Source organism: Gammaproteobacteria bacterium (genome assembly GCA_028817225.1).
Taxonomy (GTDB): Bacteria; Pseudomonadota; Gammaproteobacteria; order Poriferisulfidales; family Oxydemutatoraceae; genus Oxydemutator.
In genome coordinates this window covers 1-20794 of the sequence record JAPPQC010000054.1, presented here as the reverse complement: position 1 = coordinate 20794, position 20794 = coordinate 1, and the positions used below count along the sequence as shown (strand labels likewise).

The 20794-nt window shown below is 58.7% G+C and carries 17 protein-coding genes and 1 pseudogene; 9 read left to right on the top strand and 9 right to left on the bottom strand.

Annotated elements, in window-relative coordinates:
* The coding region (locus tag OXU50_07865; GenBank protein ID MDD9869785.1) for a hypothetical protein at nt 1-678 on the top strand (678 nt) is incomplete at its 5' end.
* Nucleotides 679-685: 7 nt separating this feature from the next.
* Here OXU50_07865 and OXU50_07860 read toward each other — a convergent pair.
* From OXU50_07860 to OXU50_07835, 6 genes and pseudogenes are all read right to left on the bottom strand, one after another.
* Entirely contained in the window at nt 686-3310 is a 2625-nt protein-coding gene (locus OXU50_07860; GenBank protein ID MDD9869784.1) for a DEAD/DEAH box helicase family protein, read from the bottom strand.
* A gap of 1 nt (nt 3311) precedes the next feature.
* Complete coding sequence (locus tag OXU50_07855; protein ID MDD9869783.1) at nt 3312-4841, bottom strand: site-specific DNA-methyltransferase; 1530 nt, start codon at nt 4839-4841, stop codon at nt 3312-3314.
* Between the two features lie 26 nt (nt 4842-4867).
* A complete protein-coding gene (locus tag OXU50_07850; protein ID MDD9869782.1) occupies nt 4868-5404 on the bottom strand; it encodes a hypothetical protein in 537 nt (178 codons plus the stop codon).
* 10 nt (nt 5405-5414) lie between these two features.
* Nucleotides 5415-6104 (bottom strand): (5-formylfuran-3-yl)methyl phosphate synthase, encoded by a 690-nt coding sequence (locus OXU50_07845; protein MDD9869781.1) that lies wholly within the window; start codon nt 6102-6104, stop codon nt 5415-5417.
* A gap of 227 nt (nt 6105-6331) precedes the next feature.
* Nucleotides 6332-6880, bottom strand: a pseudogene (locus OXU50_07840) (DUF447 family protein).
* Complete coding sequence (locus OXU50_07835) at nt 6877-8382, bottom strand: DUF6513 domain-containing protein (GenBank protein ID MDD9869780.1); 1506 nt, start codon at nt 8380-8382, stop codon at nt 6877-6879. Before OXU50_07835 ends, OXU50_07840 begins: the two are co-directional and overlap by 4 nt.
* Nucleotides 8383-8396: 14 nt before the next feature.
* On the opposite strand from OXU50_07835, the gene OXU50_07830 reads away from it, so the two are divergent.
* From OXU50_07830 to OXU50_07800, 7 genes are all read left to right on the top strand, one after another.
* Nucleotides 8397-9539, top strand: a complete 1143-nt coding sequence (locus OXU50_07830) for a histidine decarboxylase (GenBank protein ID MDD9869779.1) — start codon at nt 8397-8399, stop codon at nt 9537-9539.
* A complete protein-coding gene (locus OXU50_07825; GenBank protein MDD9869778.1) occupies nt 9536-9928 on the top strand; it encodes an ACT domain-containing protein in 393 nt (130 codons plus the stop codon). Before OXU50_07830 ends, OXU50_07825 begins: the two co-directional genes overlap by 4 nt.
* Before the next feature lie 12 nt (nt 9929-9940).
* A protein-coding gene (gene prfB / locus OXU50_07820) for a peptide chain release factor 2 (protein MDD9869777.1) occupies nt 9941-11036 on the top strand; the annotation gives its coding sequence in 2 pieces (ribosomal slippage) (nt 9941-10012 and nt 10014-11036; 1095 coding nt in all).
* A 78-nt stretch (nt 11037-11114) separates the two neighbouring features.
* A complete protein-coding gene (lysS, locus tag OXU50_07815) occupies nt 11115-12764 on the top strand; it encodes a lysine--tRNA ligase (protein ID MDD9869776.1) in 1650 nt (549 codons plus the stop codon).
* Between the two features lie 37 nt (nt 12765-12801).
* The gene (locus tag OXU50_07810) at nt 12802-14124 is read left to right on the top strand and encodes a DNA recombination protein RmuC (GenBank protein MDD9869775.1); all 1323 of its coding nucleotides are present in this window, start codon (nt 12802-12804) and stop codon (nt 14122-14124) included.
* A 76-nt stretch (nt 14125-14200) separates the two neighbouring features.
* Nucleotides 14201-16081 (top strand): DUF262 domain-containing HNH endonuclease family protein, encoded by a 1881-nt coding sequence (locus OXU50_07805; GenBank protein ID MDD9869774.1) that lies wholly within the window; start codon nt 14201-14203, stop codon nt 16079-16081.
* A gap of 159 nt (nt 16082-16240) precedes the next feature.
* Nucleotides 16241-16900 (top strand): hypothetical protein, encoded by a 660-nt coding sequence (locus OXU50_07800; protein ID MDD9869773.1) that lies wholly within the window; start codon nt 16241-16243, stop codon nt 16898-16900.
* 81 nt (nt 16901-16981) lie between these two features.
* Here OXU50_07800 and OXU50_07795 read toward each other — a convergent pair whose 3' ends face one another.
* The 3 genes from OXU50_07795 to OXU50_07785 are packed head-to-tail and all read right to left on the bottom strand — an operon-like array spanning nt 16982 to nt 19787.
* Nucleotides 16982-17644: an HAD-IA family hydrolase gene (locus OXU50_07795; protein MDD9869772.1), complete on the bottom strand. Its 663-nt coding sequence runs from the start codon at nt 17642-17644 to the stop codon at nt 16982-16984.
* Nucleotides 17641-18342: a bifunctional 2-polyprenyl-6-hydroxyphenol methylase/3-demethylubiquinol 3-O-methyltransferase UbiG gene (gene ubiG, locus OXU50_07790; protein ID MDD9869771.1), complete on the bottom strand. Its 702-nt coding sequence runs from the start codon at nt 18340-18342 to the stop codon at nt 17641-17643. The genes OXU50_07795 and ubiG overlap by 4 nt, the downstream gene beginning before the upstream one ends.
* Nucleotides 18339-19787 carry an amidohydrolase family protein gene (locus OXU50_07785; protein ID MDD9869770.1) on the bottom strand — a complete coding sequence of 483 codons (1449 nt, stop codon included), beginning with the start codon at nt 19785-19787 and terminating at the stop codon, nt 18339-18341. The genes ubiG and OXU50_07785 overlap by 4 nt, the downstream gene beginning before the upstream one ends.
* A 201-nt stretch (nt 19788-19988) precedes the next feature.
* On the opposite strand from OXU50_07785, the gene OXU50_07780 reads away from it, so the two are divergent.
* A complete protein-coding gene (locus tag OXU50_07780; protein MDD9869769.1) occupies nt 19989-20753 on the top strand; it encodes a glutaminyl-peptide cyclotransferase in 765 nt (254 codons plus the stop codon).
* The last annotated feature ends 41 nt before the right edge of the window (nt 20754-20794 follow it).

Sequence of the window (20794 nt, the reverse complement as noted above, 5' to 3'; positions counted from 1 at the left end):
GTCAGGTCTGAATTTGAATATGCACTCAATAATATTGACACCTTAAGGGTTAGTGAAGAATCTCACCCCAGTTCAATTAGTATTTTAGGTGAACGTATTTTCACCTACTATTGTTGGGGGAAATTTCCTCTTCATGGTGATGATAGTTTGTTGGAAAAATATTATCAGGCTAGTGATACCAAGGCTTGGGCAAATTTATTTGGTCATGTAGGTCGTCGACTGAAAAATAGTGGACAACCTATAGATTCTGACATCCATAAGAAGTTTTTAGATTTTTTTGAATCCCGCCTTAAGGTTGAATGTCAAGAAGAATTGCAGGAATTTACCTCTTGGCTGGAAGCGGAATGTCTTCCTGCGAAATGGCGTCTTGAGCAATACTCAAGAATCTTGGATAAGGTGGAAATGCGAGAAACCAAGGTGTGGGCTCAATCCACTAAATTAGGCGAACTGTTGGGTATTGAGTCAGATCTCGTTGTGAAGTGTTTTGTAAAATTAGTTAAGCAGGCATCCAAAGAAAATAATTACATCACCACTGAAGCAGCTCAGGCTATTCTCGGTTATGGCATGGATAGCGAAGATTTACAAACACAAAATGTTTCAAGGAAAGCACTAAATGAATTGTTACGGTTAGGGCGTTTTGATCTTAAAGGTATAGGTAAGTCGGGAGATTCGGATTAATCCCCTATTACCCCAATTTTTCTCGAACCTGTTCTTCAATCGAAGGTCCGCCCTCCTGCTGTGATGGCATGGCGAATATCGCTTTGCCATCGCTTGCATCCTCCCACAATTTGCCAATGCGGTTTTTTTCCTCGGCGCCGGCCAGGAGATGTGCGCCTTTGTATTCCACTGCCATTAGCCGCCCATCCGTTAATTCGGCGATGAAATCCGGGTAGAACTTGTTGTGTGACAACGGCAGCCAGAAGGAGCTTGGCTTGCGGCCCACATTTCTAATCCAGTGCCGGATTTCCGGCATTTTATCCAGTTCAATGGCGCAGTTATACTCTTCACCACTGCCTTTCAAATCACCGACAGGGCCGTAGTAATGCTTCTTGAATTTGTACGGGCCTTCATAGGTAAAGTTGTATTCATAGGTTGATGGGTCAGGTCTGAATTCAAACTTCAATTTATGCACCGATGCAGGCGTGCCAAACAGAACTTGCTGGTAGTTTCTTGTCTTTGCTTCATCGCGCAACTTCTTCAGTTTTTCTTGCAAAGCCCTTGCGAGCAAATGCTTAAAGCGCAAGAGATTTTCCAGAGTATGCTTCCGCTCAAGGAGTGCTTTCACATTTTCCCCTGCGACCTTCTCCAGAACTTCTTGTGTCAAGTAGCCAGTGCGAATTTCTCTTTCAAGCCAGTGCACAAGTTTGCTTTCATCCCATGGATCCGGCATTCCCATAAATTCCGGTTCTTTCCATTGTCCGGTCTCTCTGATTCCTAACTTCTCTACTGTGCCGGCGTCGTGAAAATAATCAATCTGGAAACTTTCGGCTGTTTCCTTAATGCTGAATTCGCTTGCGGACAAGATGTAATCCTGCTCCAGAGGATTCCATTTCATCACTGACTCAATATTTTCCGGTGATGCCTCCAGCTCACGCTTGTCAAAAATGAAAAACAACTGTGGCAACGGGCTGAATTTTTCACCGCGCCGCGCCGGTGAACAAGAAATCTGAAACTCCAGATTTTTCCTTCGCAGCCGGACGCGGATTCCTTTTTGTTCATCCGGCTTTGTAACGGCCTCCACAATGGCCTCTTGTATTGCCGGAGAAATTTCTCCCTTGACAACCACGGTCGCTTTCCCGTCGTCCTGTTGCTGAACTTCCACTGCTTGTTCCGCCGCTTTGCGTTCTTTTTCAGTGCAACCGGAAAAATCAGGTGTGGTATCTACTGTAATCTGTTCCGGCTGTGGTTCGGTTTGTTCTCCCGTGCCCTCCAGCCAGCCCGAGAATGGAAATTGCACTGCGTTATCCGCTTCGTCTTGCTCAAAACCCATTTTCCCCACGAGTTTATCGCGCAAGGTGTGAGCGGCATGGGAAAACTGTGTTTCCGGTACATGGGCGTAGGCGCGGTTGAGTTCTCTGCGGTTGCGTTGTTTCGCAAACGGCATCCGCATCACCCGTCCGAGTAACTGTTCCACATTGGTTGCGCTTCTTACATTGGCGACAGTGCACAATACATAGGCAAAAGGGCAGTCCCAACCCTCTTTCAGTGCCTGCACTGTAATCACATGTTCAATCTGGCATTGCGGGTCATTGATGTCTATATCATCCAGCTCGCGCTGTTCGCCGGTGGCTACGGCAATTTTTTCCTCTGCAATTCTTTCGTTTTCTATCAAGTGTTTTTTCAGCGCATCCACTGTTACTTCGTTGTTTCGGCTCTGTGCCTGATACAAGACCACCGGACGAATCTGCTCTTTTTCATCCCGCGCAATTTTCGCAAGCCGCTGGCGGGTTGTAACAGCACCGTTCACTGCATCCTGCCAGGTTTTATGTTCGGTTAACTCAATGGGGAGTTTAATCATCTCCTCATCGCGCAAAGCGGTGGCGGGAACATTCACCAGCACATTGTGCATTTGCCTTCCTCTGCTATCGCGCGGGGTGGCAGTGAATTCAATGATGCACGAGGGGCGAAGCCGCTCGTGCAATTCCGATGACAACTTGGTTACAGCGTTGTGCGCCTCATCCACAATCACTACAGGCCGGTGAATATGCAGTAGGTTGGCAAAGGAAAATTTAACCCTGCCGTTGTCCTTTTCCAGTTTCAGGCCGTCGTGTGCAAACCGCTGAAAATGCGGCTCCAGGTTTTCATTGTGCGCGTAAACTTTTCTTTTGTCGGTGTCAGTAATGCGCAGCGCCTGAATGGTGCTGACCACAATGCATGCTCGCTCGCTCATGTCCTGCGGGCGAATTTGTTGCCATTGTCCTATGTCCCATACTTCCACTCGCCCGCCAAAATCGGCGTCCATCGCTGCACGGTAGGGATGGCACGGACTCTTCAATGCCTCTACCGTTTGCTGGCAAATAATCTCGCTGGGAGTCATCCACAACACCACCGGAAATTCCCGCTGCAGATAGCGCGCGACCTTGGCAATGCTGAGCGCCGCTAGCAGCGTTTTACCGCCACCGGTTGGCAGCCGCAGGCACACATACGGGCAATCGGCAATGCCTGCAAGCGGCGTGTAGTGTCCACCGTATGGGTTGTCATCGCCCGGTGCCACCTCCTCAAACGCCTGCGCCGCGCCGAGCAACTGAGCACGAGTCAAAAACTTCTCCAGCTTTGCCAGTGCCGTCTTCTGGTAGTTTTTCAACTGCATTTCACCATACCTTGATTTCGTAAGGGGTTTGCTTGAAGTGGATGTTTTCGCGTTTCAGAAAATCATTGCCGAAGCGGTTGGCGGCGGCGTAGATTACCAGCGTGCCGGAAAATTTCCCCGCCGATTTGCGGATGGCGTCCAGCGTCTGGCGGGTTAGCACATTGCCACCGTTCACTCGGCGGTCGCCGAGGACGCCATTGTAAAGCAGTGCGTAGCCGGTGTCGCCGTGCACGCCGAGGAATGCGCCCTGCGGCTCGCCACTCCACGGCGTGCCGGTTTCGCAGAACCACACATGGGCAGCGAGAGTGGGGAATGTGATGTCGGGGTTGATTTTGCCGTCGGCGGTGAACACTTCCGCGCCGAGTTTATAAAAGCCGAAACCGCCGCCGCCTTTCCAGTCCACCGCACTGGAAATCCCGCCCTGCTCGCCAGCGATGACTTTTTCTAAACGTGGGATGCAGTGAGTGCGCGCATGGTCGCCCATCTCAATGCCAATCCACCGCCGCCTCATTTTGTGCGCGACGGCGGCGGTGGTACCGGAGCCAAGAAAAGAATCCAGCACCCAGTCACCTTCGTTGGTGGCGAGTTGAAGGACACGCTGAATGAGTTTTTCCGGTTTGGGTGTTGAGAAAACGTCGTCGATGTTAAATGCCTTGACTTCTTCTTTTGCATCTTGATTGTGGCCGACTTCGCTGTGATGCCATAAAGTTACCGGGACAACATCTCTCCTGACCTCGCTCAGGAATCTTTTGTATCTTGGTATATTTTTTCCGCTTTTCCCAAAATAAATCCGGTTATCTTGTACCAGCTCCTGAAATTTCTCCTTTGCATATCTCCAACTTGTTCCCTTAGGGGGATTAACAACTCGGCCACCCGGGGTTTGTATGGGATAGATGTCTTTTTCGTTCGGAGTTTTTACATGGCAGGGGCCAGAAGCCCAAACACCCCTGGGGTCGTTGTCGGGGTTTGTAAAAATTTTATCTTGTGCTTCTGTGCGCGGCAAAGGATTAATTTTCCACACATCTTTATTCTTGGCGTGGACAATAAGGTGGTCATGGTTGTCACTGAACCATCGTGCGTCGTTAGCGCGGGTGTGCTTTTTCTTCCAAACCACATTCGCCACAAAATTTTTGCGCCCGAAAATCTCATCCATAATTACTTTGAGATAATGCCCCTCATCATCGTCAATAATTGCCCAGATGGAGCCATCTTCAGCCAGCAAAGCGCGCAGTAACTCAAGGCGCGGGTACATCATCTCCAGCCACTGCGTGTGCTCCAGATTGTCGTCGTAATGCGTAAAATCCTTTCGCGTGTTGTAAGGCGGGTCAATAAAAATACACTTCACGCGCCCGGCGTAGTAGGGCAGCAACGCTTTCAGCGCATGCAGGTTGTCACCCTGAATCAACAGATTTTCACTGCGGTCGCTCTTACCGCCGCCGTCCAACTTTGGCACCGCCTCCAGCAGGCGGTAGGGAACTTTGTCAGCAGCCTTGATGTCGTCATCGCGGGTCAGCCAAGTCAAAGTAGGCATGAGAAAAACAATACCCCAATCTTCACTTATGAATCAGCAGACTGCTTCGCCACACGCGCACCCACGCCAAACCGCACCGCCGCCTCGTAACTCCCGAACAGCAGCGCGCAATAAAGCACATCGCCCATCAAACTCTTCAGCAGAAAAGGCAGCGCATTGACATAACAGGCAATCAGCCCTTCCCAAGTGTGCGGATAATAGACAATCCACATGCCGAAATTGGACAGGAGGTAAAACAACAACGCCGCGCTGCCAATCGCGCCGCCAAACCGGGAAGCGCTGCGTCGCCGGCGCAGAAAAACACGCCCGCAAACGGCGCTGCCGGCAAACCCCAGATAAACAAACAGCATCACAACCGGATGGTAAAGGCCGAGAAACACATCCCCCAGCAGCAGCGCAATCAGCGGCAGCGCCCACGCCCACCGCGCCGGAATATAAGCGCCGGAAAACAACCCCAGCGCCCCGATGGGCGCGACATTCCACGGATGCGGCACAACCCGCGCCAGCGCCACCAGAACAATCAGGCCGTAAATCAGCGCCGAATTGCTTTTGATGCTGCTCATGTCGCCTTCCTCATGCCGCCGCGCCGTTGCTCACTTTCTCCAGCGCCCGGCCAATCGCCGCCGCCGACACCTTGCCGCCGCGTTCGCCGCCTTCGCACAATGCCGTGCGAAAGCCCAGGTAATCCGGCCCCATCTTTTGCAGCGGCTCGATGTCATCCACGCCGAGCGAGCCGGCGATGCCGCACAGCAGGCCGCATTCGCGCGCCGCGTTCACAAAGCGTTTCAGCGCATCGTCGTCGGCGCAGCGGCGCACCGAGCCGTTGGTCTTGTCCGCCGTGTCCACCATCACGCCGGCAAAGCCGGCGGCTTTCAGCAACCGGCACGGCCCCTCGAAATCGGCCAGCCGGTCGGCGAACAAAACCCCCACCAGTTGCGTTTCCCGCGCCGCATCGCGCAGCACCGGCAGGCACTTCTCCAGATAACGCGGCCCGAACAACCCGACCTTCACATAATCCACGCCAAGCGCCGCGACCTCGCGCACGCGCTGCGCCATCACATCGCCTTGCGGCGGCAAATCGCCCGCCGTCGCGCTCGTCGTGCAGCGCCCGTGCGCCACTTCGACAATCGCGCGAATCACATCTGCATCCAGCGCGCCGAGGGCGCCCGCCGACGGCTCTTTCATATCCAGAATGTCTATCGGCGTTTGCAGCGCGATGTTCGCTTCCTCAACGCTGCGAACGCTGGCGAGCAGCCCGGTCATCCGGACGCCTTCCGTCTGCCCGCCGCCGCGCCGCGCTTGACAGTGCGTTTGGCACCGGATTTGCCGCCGGTCTTGGCGCTGGACTTGCCGCCGGTCTTGTCACTGGACTTGGCGCCAGCCTTGCCGCCGGACTCACCACCGGACTTGCCGCTGGCCTTCCCGCCGGACTTCCCGCCAGCCTTGCCACCGATTTTGCCGCCGGCCTTGCCGCCACTCCCGCGCCTGCCGCTGCGATGTTCCTCCACCATCGTCATCAGCCAGTCCCACGCCTCGCGCTCGTGTTCGCCGGCGGTTTTCTCGATGGCGATTCTCAGGTATTGAATCTCCCGCGCCACCTTGTCGGCCTCAAGCCGGTCGAGGCGGCTGGCCAGGATGCACATTTCAATCACCGCGGCCTGCGCGCGGTTGAAACCGGCGAACGGCGCGTGGCCGGCCTCGTGCAGCGTCTCGCAGATGAACTGCGGGCGCACATCGTCTTCGCGGATGTCCACCACTTCCACTTCGCTGTGGCTCAGCGCGCCGTCCAGCCTTTGCAGCGGCAACTGGTCGGCGTCGCACAGCGGCCAGTCGCGCCGCCCGCACAGACAGCCCGCAAAAATCCGCACATCGTCGCTGCGGTTGATAACGGCGCAGCGTTCGCGCCGCAGATTGTCCAGCGTAATTGAGGGCCGGAACGGCGCCAGCACGCGCTCGTCGCCGTCGGCCCACACGCCCATCGGCGCGAGGTGCGTTGTGCCGTCCTCGTTGCGGGTGGTCACAATGGATTCGTATATCAGCATGGTTTTTGTTCGCGCTTCGCGGCGGCGCGCCTGCCGCGTTTCTTCTTCTTGCTGTCCTTCAATGTCACCCCCGCCTCCTTGAACCGGGTCAAGTCCTCCTGCTTTTTCTCGACGGCGCAGCCCCAGTCCAGTTCCTCGTCCTGGTTGTAGCGTTTGCCGAGAAGGTGGGCGATTTGCGCGCGCCCCAGTTCAACGCCGAGATAAAAAGCGTGCCCGCCGTCGTCCCCGACATCCAGTTCCGGGTAGAACTCAAAAGGGTCGGCGGCGGTCTTGTGCAAGTCGCGATTATATACATGGATGCCGCTCTCGCTGACCTGTATCCGGAAGCCCGCGTCGGTAACGCCCGCCGCAAACGCCGCAATCTCGTCGTCGTCGTAGGGAAAGGGCTTGCGTTCGTGCAGCATCATCAGGCGGTTGTCGAAGCCGGTCGGCGGCGTGCTGTCCTCGCGCGCGGCGAACATGATGCGCCGCGCCGCGTCAATCTCGCGTATCGCCTTGCAACAGTGCTCGCTGACCTGCGTCGTCAGTATATGGCCGATGCGAAGTTCCGACGCCACCCCAATCAGCAGCGCGTTGACGCCGGCGCTGTCGGCGTGCGTCAGTTCGCTCAGGTTGCCGATGCCCATCATCATCTCGGCGCCGGGGTAGTCGCGCCGCGTTTGGTGGTAGCGCGCCAGCGAATCGCTGAAACCGCAGTGTATCGGCTCAAGAATCGGGTCGGCGATAAAGCGCCTGCCTTTGGCAATCAGCGCGTCCATGCATTCATAAAGCGTTTCCAGTTGCCGCGGCGTATCCGGAATCAGTATCGGCGTCGCGTCGGTCTCGTCGGCCACCCACAGCGTCTCGCGCTTCAGGCTCAGCAGATAGTCGGCGCCGCTTTGCGCCGCGTCCAGCAGTTGCGCGCCGTCAAGCGAATCAACGCTGACTTCAAAGCCGTCCTCTTTCAGCAGCGCAATCGTGTCTTTCAGGTGCGGAAACGGCGTGTCCGGCAAAAACCCCAAATCCACCACATCGGCGCCGTCGGCGCGCTGCACGCGCGCCATCTCCACGACGGCTTCGGGCGAAAGGTCGGGCGCGTCCACAATCTCGCCGAAAATCCGGATGTCGTAACGGCTCAGGTCGCGCTTGCGCCCCTCTTTGCCGAAGAACGCCGGCAAATCCTTCAGGTCGTCCGGCCCGCGCTCAAACGGAACGCCGAAGCGCGCCGCCAGCGCGTCGAGGTCGCCGCGAAACCGCCCCGGCAGCACGATGCGGTCGGCGCCGAAGGTGTCGGTCAGGCGGCGCTCGATAACCGCCATCGTCATCAGCGCCGCGACATTCAACCCCAAATCGCGCACGGTGTAGGTGAATTCGCCGGGCTGCATCTGTTCCAGCACCTTCAGCAGGCTTGGGCGCGCGAGTTTGCCGGTCAGAAACAGGATGTGCTCGGTCTGGTCGGAAGTGTCAGGCATGGGGTCGGACATGGGGTCGGGGGTGGCGGGCGCGGTGCGCGCTTCCATTATAATAGACTCCCATGGACACCGCCCGCAAAACGCCCGACCAGGTGACACAGCGCTTGGACGAACTCCACCGCCACCTGCAAGACGCCGCCGCCACCCAGGCCGGCTACCCCTGCAACCAGTTGTTTGATTACTCGGAACTGTACCGCTTTCTGGGCCTGTCCATCAACAATGTCGGCGACCCGTTCCACAACAGCAACTTCTGGGTCAACACGCACGAATTCGAGCGCGAGGTCGTCAACGGCTTCGCCTACCTGATGGGCATGGAGCCGGACCGCTGCTGGGGCTATGTCACCCACGGCGGCACCGAGGGCAACATGTACGGCCTCTATCTGGCGCGCGAACTGTACCCGGACGGCCTGGTGTATTTCTCCGAAGACACGCATTACAGCGTGCTCAAGACGATGCACATCCTGAACACGCGCAGCATCATGATCAAAAGCCGCGAAAACGGCGAGATAGATTACGACGACCTCCGTGAGACGGTGCGCATCCACCGCGATGTTCCCGGCATCGTGCTCGCCAACATCGGCACGACGATGAAGGGCGCGGTGGACGATGTGCGCCGCATCCGCGGGATTTTCAGGGACCTCGCGATGACCGACTACTACATCCACGCCGACGCCGCGCTGAGCGGCATGATACTGCCGTTCGTTGACGAGCCGCAGCCCCACCGCTTCGAGGACGGCTACCACAGCGTCGCCGTCAGCGGCCACAAGATGATCGGCGCGCCGCTGCCGTGCGGCATCGTGCTGGCGAAGCGCGATTCCGTCGCGCGCATCTCGCGCGCCATCGAGTATGTCGGCGTTCTCGACACCACGCTGTCCGGCTCGCGCAATGCGTTCACGCCTTTGATATTATGGTACGCGCTGAAACGCAACGGCCTGTCCGGTTTCCGGCAGACGGTCGCCGCCGCGCTGGCGGTCGCCGACTACGCGGTGGCGCGTTTCGACGACAACGGAATACCGGCGTGGCGCCACAAGAATTCGCTGACGGTGGTGTTTCCGAGGCCGCCGAAGAGCGTCACGGAAAAATGGCAGATTGCGGTTTACCGCGACATCGCGCACATTATCACGATGCCGCATGTCACCCGCGACACGGTGGACGCGATTGTCGCCGACTGCGCGCTGGCGCTGCAACAGGGGGATTGCTCATGAAAAGAATTGTCATCGTCGTCGAGGAGGGCACCGGCGTCATCGCCAGAATCAGCCGCGTGCTCGCCGACAACGACATCAACATCGAAACCCTCGACGCCGACAGCCACGGCGCCCACGGCCTGATTGTGCTGAGCACCGACCAGTCCGACGAGGCGCTGCGCGTGCTGCGGCGCGAGTCGTTCAAGGCGGTCATTGACGACGCGCTGATCATCCAGTTGCGCGACGAGCCGGGCGCGCTCGCCAGGGTGGCCGAGCGGCTGAGCAACGCCGGCATCCGCATTCGCAGCATCCACATACTGAGCCGCCGCGGCAATTACTCGACGGTGGCGCTGTCGGTGGACGACCGCGCAAAGGCGCGCGAACTGATCACCGAAAACATCGTCGCCTGAGGGCGCCCGCGCATGGAAATCAACCCGATCAAACACAGCCTTCGTGACCTGGTCGAGCGCACCCGGGCGCTGAGGGGGTATCTTTGACTACGATAACAAGCGCGCCCGTTACGAGGAAATCATCCGCCAACTGGAAGACCCCGGTGTCTGGCAGGACGCCGACCGCGCGCAGCAACTCGGCAGGGAGCGCGTCGCGCTGGAGCGCGTCCTCCGCGGCATTGATTCGCTTGAAAAACGCCTCGGCGACAGCGGCGAACTGCTGGCGCTGGCCGAGGAGGAAGACGACGCCGACACCGCCGCGCTGATAGAGGGCGACCTCGGCGAACTGGCCGACGAGGTCGCCGACATGGAATTCCGGCGCATGTTCGCCGGCGACAGCGATCTCAACAACGCATTTCTCGACATCACCGCCGGTTCGGGCGGCACCGAGGCGCAGGACTGGGCCGAGATGCTGCTGCGGATGTATCTGCGCTGGGCCGAATCAAGGGCCTTCGCCGCCGAGGTCATCGAGGCGTCGCCCGGCGAGGTCGCCGGCATCAAGAGCGCGACCGTCAATGTGAAGGGCGACTACGCCTACGGCTGGTTGCGCACCGAGACCGGCGTGCACCGCCTGGTCCGGAAATCGCCGTTTGATTCCGGCAACCGCCGCCACACCTCGTTTGCGGCGGTGTTCGTGTCGCCGGAAGTCAGCGACGAGATTGAGATTGAGATCAACCCCGCCGACCTGCGCGTGGATGTCTATCGCGCGAGCGGCGCCGGCGGCCAGCATGTGAACAAGACCGAGTCGGCGGTGCGCATCACCCACCTGCCGACGAACATCGTCGTGCAGTGCCAGAACGACCGCTCGCAGCACAAGAACCGCGACATGGCGATGAAGCAGTTGAAGGCCAAACTCTACGAACTCGAGATGCGCAAGAAGCGCGGCGAACAGCAGTCCATCGAGGAGGCCAAGGCCGACATCGCCTGGGGCAGCCAGATACGCTCGTATGTGCTCGACCAGTCGCGCATCAAGGACTTGCGAACCGGCCACGAGACCGGCAACACGCAGGCGGTGCTCGACGGCGACATCACGCCTTTCATCGAGAAGAGTTTGAAGCAGGGGGTTTGAATGGGCGGCGACAGCGGCAACTTGAAGCAGAGGATTCGGATGGGCGGCGGCGCAGGCAACCTGAAGCGGGGGTTCTGAATGGGCGGTGACACCGACAAATTGTCCGCCGAGCGCCGCCGTAAACTGGAGGCGTTGCGCGCCGAAGGCGGCGCCTACCCGAACGACTTCCGCCGCGACGCCGTCGCCGCCGACCTGCACCGCGACTGCGGCGCGCTCGACCGGGACGCGCTGGAGGCCGCGCAAACCCGCGTGCGCGTCGCCGGGCGCCTGGTCGGCAAGCGGGTCATGGGCAAGACCAGTTTCGCGGTGCTGCGCGACATGAGCGGCGACATTCAGTTGATGCTGAGCGCCGCCGTCGCCGGCGACGATGATTACCGGCGCTTCAAGACGTTGGATGTCGGCGACATCGTCGGCGCCGTGGGCCTCGTTACGCGCACCAGAACCGGCGAGTTGAGCGTGCGCGTCGAGCGTTTGCGGCTGCTGGTGAAGTCGCTGCATCCGCTGCCGGAGAAATTTCACGGCCTCGCCGACATCGAGACGCGCCACCGCAAACGCTACCTCGACCTGATTGCCGGCGGCGGCGCGCGCGAGATTTTCCGCAAGCGGTCGTGCATCGTCGCCGCCATCCGCGACGACCTGAACCGGCGCGGCTTTCTCGAGGTTGAAACGCCGATGATGCAGCCGCTGCCCGGCGGCGCCGCGGCGCGCCCGTTTGTCACGCGCCACCATGCGCTGGACATGCCGCTGTACCTGCGCGTCGCGCCGGAGTTGTATTTGAAGCGGCTGGTGGTCGGCGGCCTGGAGAAGGTGTACGAGATCAACCGCAACTTCCGCAACGAGGGCGTGTCGGCGCGCCACAACCCGGAATTCACGATGCTGGAGTTCTACCAGGCATACGCCGACTACCGCGACCTGATGCAACTGACCGGCGACCTGCTGCGCCGCGTCTGCGACGAGGTTTGCGGCGGCCCGGTCGTCGAGTTTGACGGCAGGCGCCTCGACTTCTCCGGCCCTTTTGACGAACTGCGCTTCGACGACGCCATCCTGCGCCACAACCCGGCGCTTGACGCCGCCGCATTGCAAGACCCGGCGCGCCTTGTGCAGGCGCTGGCTGATGTCGGCGTCGGCGCAAACGCCGCTGTTGCTGGCGTTGCCTCCGATGCTGGTGTCCGCGATGCCGCCGCCGCCGGCAGTGTTGCCAAATTGAAACTGGAGTTGTTCGAGAAAACCGTTGAGCCGCGCCTGGAGCAGCCGACCTTCATCACCGCGTTTCCGACCGCGGTGTCGCCGCTGGCGCGGCGCAATGACGACGCCCCGGAAGTGGCCGACCGCTTTGAACTGTTCATCGCCGGCCTTGAAGTTGCGAACGGCTTCTCGGAACTGAACGACGCCGACGACCAGCGCCTGCGCTTCCGCGAGCAGGCGCGCGAACGCGCCGGCGGCGACGACGAGGCCATGTACTACGACGCCGACTACATCGAGGCGCTTGAATACGGCCTGCCGCCGACCGCCGGCGAAGGCATCGGCATTGACCGGCTGGTGATGTTGCTGACCGGCGCGCCTTCCATCCGCGATGTCATCCTGTTCCCGCAGATGAGACGCCGCCCGGACACCGGCGCGTCCGGCGAGTCCGGCAAGCCCGGCGAATCCGGCACATCCGACAAGCCCGGCACGCACAACACACCCGGCACATCTGATACGCCCGACAAGCCCGGCACACCCGAATAAGAAACGGGCGTGCTACCATAACAGCGGGACATTCACGATGGATTTCATGACGATATTGGGCGTTGTCGCGGTGCTGGCGCTGGGCGGCTGCGTGCTGCTGTTCTGGCGCATGACCGAGGAAAAGGCGCGCGCCGACAAGGCCGCCGCCGCCGAAACCGCGCTGGCGGGCGCCGCCGCCGGGCGCGAGGCGCGCATCGGTGAACTCGAGGCGAAGTTGAAAACGGCGGAAGAAAGCGGGCGCGAGCAGGTCGCCACCATCGCCCGGCTTGAGACCGAGAAGTGCGGCCAGGCCGAGCGTTTCAGGGAGCAGGGCGAGTTCGAGAACCGCATGAAAGACGCGGTGCGGATGTTGACGCAGGATGCGTTCCAGCGCCACAGCGACCGCTTCCGCGAAACCAACCGCGAGGAGATGGGGCACCTGCTGAACCCGCTGAAGAAGGACATCCGCGACTTCAAGGACTCGTTTGACACGCTGAAGACCGAGACCGCGCGCGAGCGGCAGAACCTGCTGACCCAGTTCAACGCGATGAACGACGCGGCGCTGAAAATCTCAAAAGAGGCGAACGACCTGACGCACGCGCTGAAAGGCGAGAAGCAGAAGCAGGGCGCGTGGGGCGAGAGCGTGCTTGAGACCATCCTCGAGAATTCGGGCCTGCGCGAGGGGCACGAGTACGACCGCCAGCCGTCCGTCACCGGCGGCGACGGCGAGCGCCTGCGCCCCGATGTCATCGTGCGGATGCCGGCGTCGGACGAGCGCGTCATCATTGATTCCAAGGTGTCGCTGACGGACTTCATCGAGTATGTCAACGCCGAAGACGAGGCGGTGCGCGAACAGGCGCTGCAACGCCACTTGCAGGCGGTGCGCCGCCACATCAGCGACCTCGGCGACAAGCGCTACCCCGCCGCCGTCGGCGCCAACCTCGACTTTGTCATCATGTTCATGCCGATTGAGGCGTCGTTCGCCGTCGTCATGGAGAAGGACATGGAGATTACCAACTACGCGATGAAAAACCGCGTCATCCTGGCGACGCCGACAACGCTGCTGCTGGCGCTGCGAACCATCGCCAACCTGTGGCGCGTTGAGCGGCGCAATGTCAACGCCGAGAAAATCGCGCACCGCGGCGGCGAGTTGTACGACAAGGTGATGCTGTTTCTCGAATCTTTCACAAAGGTCGGCGAGCGCATCGGCGCCGCCCGCGACGCCTACGACCAGGCCGCCAACCGGCTGAAAGACGGCAGGGGCAGTGTCGTCCGCCAGACCGAGATGCTGCGCGATCTTGGCGTCCATTCGCCCAAACCCCTCCCGGAAGAATGGCAGGACACCACCCCGCGCCTGCCGGACGACACTGCGCCGTCCTGACCGGTTTTTCATTAAGAATTAATTAGTCTGATTAACACTAAATGTCGTGTCATTTTAAAGTAATGCGGGAGGTGAGATGGACGCACATGTAAATTCTTTGGACGAAGTCTTGCAGGAAAGGCAACAGTGGTTGGTACCGGTTTACCAGCGACATTATGCTTGGAAATCTGGCAAAGGAGAGCAAATACCTGGCCTTTGGGAAGACTGGCGGGATCAGACGCTGGCGATTCTAAAAGGGGCAACATTATTCCCGCACTATTTTGGCGCCATAATTTGTTCAAAGCCTAAAAGCCCGGGTTTTGGCGTAATCCCTCAACGATATTTAGTTGATGGGCAACAACGCATCACAACGTTCCAGTTAATGCTCGCTTCCCTCAGAGAAGCAGCGCGCGAACTGGGTTACGATGATTTGGATGACGCTATAAACACCTATCTGTTTAACACACTTGGGAAAGCGGCACGTAATCCGGAGCGTGAACGGTTTAAATTGTGGCCATCCGCCTATGACAGGGACCTGTACAAAAAAGTCGCCTCCCTCAAACTAAAAGAATTGCGCCAGCATGAAAAGCAGTATTTCTATAAAAATGGCCGGCTAAAAAAAGACAAGGATGTGCCGAAGCTACTGCAGGCTTACTTTTTTCTGTATGCGGAGATTTTATTCTTTGTTCGCATAAGACATCAGGAAGAAGGGGAAACCATAGAGAAAGTTATTGATGCGCTAATGCGTGGTTTCTTGAATGGCTTCAGGATAGTTACGATTCATCTGCATGAGAACGACGATGCACAAGAAATTTTCGCCTCTCTTAATGGCAAGGCAGAGCCACTGGCGCCATTTGACTTAATCCGAAACGATATATTCCATCGCGCCCTTAAGGAGGAGGCAGATGAGGAGCAACTCTTCAATGAGCAATGGAGAGAATTTGAACAGGATTTCTGGAATAAGCTTGTCAAGCAGGGGCGTTTCAAGAAAGCCCGGGCCGATCATTTTATTGCTCATGTGGTGGTCGCTGAAACAGAAAAAGAAGTCAATATCAGGAAGATTGCCACTGAATACCAAAACTATGCGCGTGAACGGTCATTCGATTCTGTGAAAAACGAACTGAATGTTCTGCTGGATTACGGGAGAACTTATCGTGCTTTGGAAGAAAGGCCAGAGGGGGCAATTACCAACCGCATAGCGAGCGTTTTGCGGACTTGGGATTTGTCCTCTTTTCATCCAGTGGTGCTGTGGATTGACTCCAGTTCAGTAAATGATGATGGCAAATGCAAGATGTTTTCCATCATTGAGAATTATATTGTGCGGCGCGAAATATGTGGCTTGACATCTAAAAACTATAACAAGATAGTCGCAGGTCTTATCCGTGAAGCGCGAAGGAAAGAAAATATTGTCGAAGCGTTCATGAATCAGTTGCAATCCCTGAGCGGGGATGCGTCTAGGATGCCTCATGACAGAGATGTTTTTTTGGCATGTGAGCAGTCCCAAGCTTATACGGTAATATCCCGAGAGAAGCTCAGATATATTTTTGAGAACATAGAGAAGGAAATGAGAAATAAGTTTGATGAGGATGTATCCGTGCCTAATCTTTCAATTGAGCATATTATGCCGCGAAAATGGGCAGAAAACTGGGCATTGTCAAATGGCTCTATAGCGCCGAGCGAAAGTTACGGCCCTTTAGAGAAGTTGCGTGGCGAGCATCTTGATGAGGAAACTCAGAAACTTATTCAGAAACGCCAACAGTTAATAAATACATTTGGCAACCTTACACTTGTAACAACCCCCTTGAACTCCAGTCTTAGCAATGGGCCGTGGGAGGGTAAAAAAGAACAGTTGGCCGGGTCCCTGCTTGCGCTGAATCGCGATATTTCCAAAAAGGAAAATTGGGACGAGAGCGCAATTGCCAAACGCGCCTCAACATTGGCTGGGCATATCAACAAAATATGGCCTGATGTTTCATAACTGTTACCCCAAATATATCTCTGGACAATCTGCGACCTTAATGAGTTCAGCCGAGCTGTGCCTTATACAAAAATCAGCTCGCCAGTTCGCTGAGCGATTTGTTATGCTCCGTTGCAGATTATCTCTGTCTGGAACACGCACTTATGAAAAGAATGAATCATGAAAAAAAATGAAAATGGAATACTGGGCATTGTGGCTTTGGTCGCCCTGGTGGGTGCATGGATAGGATGGGGTGGCATTATTCTGATAGGAATTATTTTTTTGATAGGAATAATTGCCTGGAGTGTCCTGTCAGCCCGACAAGAAGAAGATGAGTTTAATGAATTGGTTTTGTATGTATTGCACAATAAACTTCCCCCCAATGAGGCAAGAAAATTAAATCGTGACGCTGAAAAAATCAGTTTTTCTCATTTTGCTCTGATTAGGCGCCTTCAAATTCTTAGAGACTCGATTGAAATATCCCTGACAAGTAAAAAGAGAAAAACAGCAGAGTCTCGAATGGCACTGGTGAAATCTTCTTATGAGGAAATAAAATGTGACTATTCGAGGCTTGTCACGCATGAAACAATGGCGGAGATAGATGATGCTGTCAGCGAATGTTTCCAAAAGTTCAATACCAACTTTTACACCAATGGTGCGAAAGCCCACTTGGAGAAGGCAGAGAAGCTGAAAACGAAAAAATCAAAAATAAAATATGCTTCTTTGGCCATGGAAACAATTCTGGAAGGTTTTGATAATCCAGACAGTGAAAAGGGCGTTCTGGAAAAAATGAGGAAGGAGGTTGAGATGTATCTTCAATCCCTTGAAGAAAGCAACTAACAAGCAATTCGGGATATTTGCTGTGCTCAATGAGAGGCTTCTGTTATGTGTCCCCGAACTGGTTGCTAACTTCCACCGGTGTCAGCCAGCGCGCGTTTCAAGCCACGGAATCAGTTCGGCGACGCTGTCGAGCACGCCGTCGGCGTCCCATTGCGTGATGTCCTCTTCTTGCGGGCGGTAGCCCCAGGCCGCGGCCAGCACCGGCATGTTGGCGGCGCGCGCCGCCTCGATGTCGCGCAGGTCGTCGCCGACATAGACGCAGTCGCGCGTTTCCAGGCCGAGTTCGCGCGCGGCGAACAGCAGCGGTTCCGGCGACGGTTTCTTGTGGCTTGTCGTGTCGCCGTACACGAGGCAGTCCGCCGCCTCCAGAATGCCGAGATAGCGCAGCAGCGGCTCGGCCAGGTGGCCGCCCTTGTTGGTGACGACGCCCCAGCGCACGCCGTTGCCGCGCAGCGTTTGCAGTGTTTGCTCAACCGCCGGGAACAGGCGCGTGCGGTCGTGCAGATGCGCCGCGTAAATGGTCAGAAAGCGCGACACCAGTTGTTCGAATTCGTCGTCGCCGGTTGAATTGCCGAAGCCCGCCCGCACCATCGCGCGCGCGCCGCGCGACGCCTCGCGGCGCAGCACCGCCGCCGGTTTTTCGGGGCGCTGTTGCTCTTGCAGCAGGCGGTTCAGCGCGGCGGCGAGGTCGTCGGCGGTGTCGGCCAGCGTGCCGTCGAGGTCGAACAGCACCGCGCGCGTCATGTTTCTTTGCGGCAATGCACGAGATAGTTGACGCCGACATCGGAGACCAGCGACGGCGTGTTTGTCAGCGGGTTGTAGCGCATGCCGGAGAGGTCGCGGACGGCGAGGCCGGCGCTGCGCGCGAATTCCTCCAGTTCCGACGGGCGCAGCAGTTTGTGGTAGTCGTGCGTGCCTTTCGGCAGCAGGCCGAGCACATATTCGGCGCCGACAATGGCCAGCAGCCAGGCTTTCGGGCTGCGGTTGATGGTCGAGAAAAACACATCGCCGCCCGGCTTTGCGAGTTGCGCGCAGGCGCGCACCAGCGCCGCCGGGTCGGGCACATGTTCCAGCAGTTCCATGCAGGTTACGGTGTCGTATTGCGCCGGTTGTTCGTCAGCCAGTTGCCCGGTGTCGGTGCACAGGTAGGCGATGTCGAGTTGCGATTCGCGCGCGTGCAGTTGCGCGACCTCGATGGCCGTGCGGCCCGGGTCAATGCCGGTGACGGCGGCGCCGCGTTTCGCCATCGCCTCGCTCAGCAGGCCGCCGCCGCAGCCGGCGTCGAGCACGCGCCGCCCGCTGAGCGGCGCGCGCTCGTCAATGTAGTCGAGGCGCAGCGGGTTGATGATGTGCAGCGGCTTGAATTCGCCGCCGGCGTCCCACCAGCGCGACGCGCTGGCCTCGAATTTGCCGAGTTCGGCGGGGTCAATGTTGGTGTTCATTGCGTCGCTTGGTTTGGCTGGCGCGCCCGCGCCGCGGCGACGGCGATCTTGCGCCGCCACCCGGCGCTTTTTTTCAGCAGCGCCTGTTCGTCTATTGTAGTCAGAACGCGGTCGCGCAGCACGCGCTGCCCGGCAATCCAGACATCGCTGACCTCGCTGCGGCTGGCCGAATAGACCAGGTGGCCGATGGCGTCGTACACCGGCACGGCTTCAATGCCGTCGCATTGAACCGCCGCAAAATCCGCCGCCTTGCCTTTCTCGATGGAGCCGACAACCTCGCCGAGGCCGAGCGCGGTGGCGCCGTTGATGGTGGCCATTTCGAGCGCGGTGGCGGGGTTGAAGACGGCGTTGTCGCTGTCGCCACTGCCGCTGGCGCTGTCACCGTTGCCGCTGTTGCCATCGTTGCTGCTACCGTCGCCGTTGTTATTGCTGCCGACGCCTTTGCCGCCGCCGCCGGCAACACCGGCCAGCAGTGCGGCGGTTCTCATCTCGCCGAGAATATCAAGGTCGTCGTTGCTGGCCGCGCCGTCGGTGCCGAGCGCGACATTGACGCCGTGCTCCAGCAGCGTTCGCACCGGGCAGATGCCGGACGCCAGTTTCATGTTTGATTCGGGGCAGTGCAGGACCTGCGCGTTGCGCTCGGCGAGCAGCGCAATTTCATCCTCCGTCAGTTGCGTCATGTGGACGGCGCGCAGCGCCGGCGTAACCAGCCCGAGTTGGTCGAGCCGCGCCATCGGGCGCACGCCGAATTCCTTGATGCTGTCGGCAATCTCGCCGGCGGTCTCGTGCAGGTGGATGTGCACCGGCAGGTTGAGTTCGTCGCTGTAAGTGCGGATGCGCATCAGCGTCTTGTCCGACACCGTGTAGGGCGCGTGCGGCGCGAACATGAAGTGAACGCGCCCGTCGTCCTTGTACTGGTCGCGCACCTCAAGCCCCTTGCCGATGTATTCGTCGGCGCCGGCGGCGTAGGCGGTTGCAAACTCAAGCACTGTCAGGCCGCAGCAGATGCGGATGCGCGCGTGGCAGGCGACATCAATGATGTCCTCCGGGAAGTAATACATGTCGTTGAAGCAGGTGGCGCCGCCGCGTATCATCTCGGCGATGGCGAGTTCGGCGCCGTCGCGCACGAACTGCGGCGTCAGGAAGTCGCGCTCCAGCGGGAAGATGCACTCGTGCAGCCAGCGCCGCATCGGCAGCCCGCCGCCGACGCCCTTGAACAGACTCATCGGCGAGTGGGTGTGGGCGTTAATCAGCCCGGGCAGCAGGATGTGGCGCGCAAGGTGCACCTGCTCTTCGGCGCGGAATTTTTCCAGCGCTTGCAGGCGCGGCATCACGCCGACGATGTGGCCCTTGTCCACCGCCACGGCGCCGTCGTGCAGCACCTCGCCGCGCGGCCTCACCGGCACGATGTACTGCGCGCTGATCAGGGTTTCTATGTTACGCATCCCGCAGCGCACTATACCAGCATTGGCGGATTTTCCATGTCATTGCGCGGCGGGTTGGTAGAATTGGCGGATGGATTGCCCGACAAGAAGTCTGACAAAGGGTTTGATGAAAGCCCCGGCGGAAGGTTCCCGGCGAGGCCCGGCGCAAGACCGGATGAAAGGCTTGGCGAGAGGCCGAATGAAAGGCCGACGGAAGGCTCGATGAAAGGTCCGACAAAAATCTGCCTGGTTTTGCTGTGCTGGCTGGCGGCGGTGGCCGGGGCGGGCGCCGCGCCGGTTTCGCTCGACTACACCGTCGTCGGCACTTTCCCGCACCGCGTTCGCGCCTTCACGCAGGGGCTGGTTGTGCACGACGGCGCGCTGATGGAAAGCAGCGGGCGTTACCGGCAATCATCGGTCGCGATTCTCGACCTTGAAAGCGGCGAGGTGCGGCAGGAGCGCGCGCTGGCCGACCACCTGTTCGGCGAGGGGCTGGCGCTGGTCGGCGAGCGTCTTTACCAGTTGACCTGGCGCGCGGGGCAGGCGCTGCTCTACGACGCCGCCACGCTGGAACCAGCGGGCACGATGTCGTACAGCGGCGAGGGCTGGGGGCTGACGCACGACGGGCGCCATCTGATCATGAGCGACGGCTCGGCGGAGTTGAGTTTCCGCGACCCCGCCGATTTCAGCGAGGTGCGGCGCATAACGGTGACCGACGGCGCCCGCCCGGTCAAACGTCTGAACGAACTGGAGTGGATTGAGGGCCGCGTGTACGCCAATGTGTACCTGAGCAGCCGCGTCGTCGTCATCAACCCGCAAGACGGCGTCGTGCAGGCCGAACTGGACTTGACGCCGCTGTTCCGCAAAGCCCGCGAACAGGTGCAGGCGGGCGTCGCCAACGGCATCGCCTGGGACAGCAAAGCACGCCGCCTGTTCGTCACCGGCAAAAACTGGCCGGCCATCTACGAGATTGAAGTGAAGCAATAGAGGCCGCGCTGCGGGCGCGGCCTCTGGTTTGTGGCGGGGTG

Excerpts from the sequence above, each read along its gene's own strand:
- OXU50_07860 (MDD9869784.1), bottom strand. The coding sequence starts at position 3,310 with ATGCAGTTGAAAAACTACCAGAAGACGGCACTGGCAAAGCTGGAGAAG.
- OXU50_07855 (MDD9869783.1), bottom strand. The coding sequence starts at position 4,841 with ATGCCTACTTTGACTTGGCTGACCCGCGATGACGACATCAAGGCTGCT.
- OXU50_07850 (MDD9869782.1), bottom strand. The coding sequence starts at position 5,404 with ATGAGCAGCATCAAAAGCAATTCGGCGCTGATTTACGGCCTGATTGTT.
- OXU50_07845 (MDD9869781.1), bottom strand. The coding sequence starts at position 6,104 with ATGACCGGGCTGCTCGCCAGCGTTCGCAGCGTTGAGGAAGCGAACATC.
- OXU50_07835 (MDD9869780.1), bottom strand. The coding sequence starts at position 8,382 with ATGGAAGCGCGCACCGCGCCCGCCACCCCCGACCCCATGTCCGACCCC.
- OXU50_07830 (MDD9869779.1), top strand. The coding sequence starts at position 8,397 with ATGGACACCGCCCGCAAAACGCCCGACCAGGTGACACAGCGCTTGGAC.
- OXU50_07825 (MDD9869778.1), top strand. The coding sequence starts at position 9,536 with ATGAAAAGAATTGTCATCGTCGTCGAGGAGGGCACCGGCGTCATCGCC.
- lysS (MDD9869776.1), top strand. The coding sequence starts at position 11,115 with ATGGGCGGTGACACCGACAAATTGTCCGCCGAGCGCCGCCGTAAACTG.
- OXU50_07810 (MDD9869775.1), top strand. The coding sequence starts at position 12,802 with ATGGATTTCATGACGATATTGGGCGTTGTCGCGGTGCTGGCGCTGGGC.
- OXU50_07805 (MDD9869774.1), top strand. The coding sequence starts at position 14,201 with ATGGACGCACATGTAAATTCTTTGGACGAAGTCTTGCAGGAAAGGCAA.
- OXU50_07800 (MDD9869773.1), top strand. The coding sequence starts at position 16,241 with ATGAAAAAAAATGAAAATGGAATACTGGGCATTGTGGCTTTGGTCGCC.
- OXU50_07795 (MDD9869772.1), bottom strand. The coding sequence starts at position 17,644 with ATGACGCGCGCGGTGCTGTTCGACCTCGACGGCACGCTGGCCGACACC.
- ubiG (MDD9869771.1), bottom strand. The coding sequence starts at position 18,342 with ATGAACACCAACATTGACCCCGCCGAACTCGGCAAATTCGAGGCCAGC.
- OXU50_07785 (MDD9869770.1), bottom strand. The coding sequence starts at position 19,787 with ATGCGTAACATAGAAACCCTGATCAGCGCGCAGTACATCGTGCCGGTG.
- OXU50_07780 (MDD9869769.1), top strand. The coding sequence starts at position 19,989 with ATGAAAGGTCCGACAAAAATCTGCCTGGTTTTGCTGTGCTGGCTGGCG.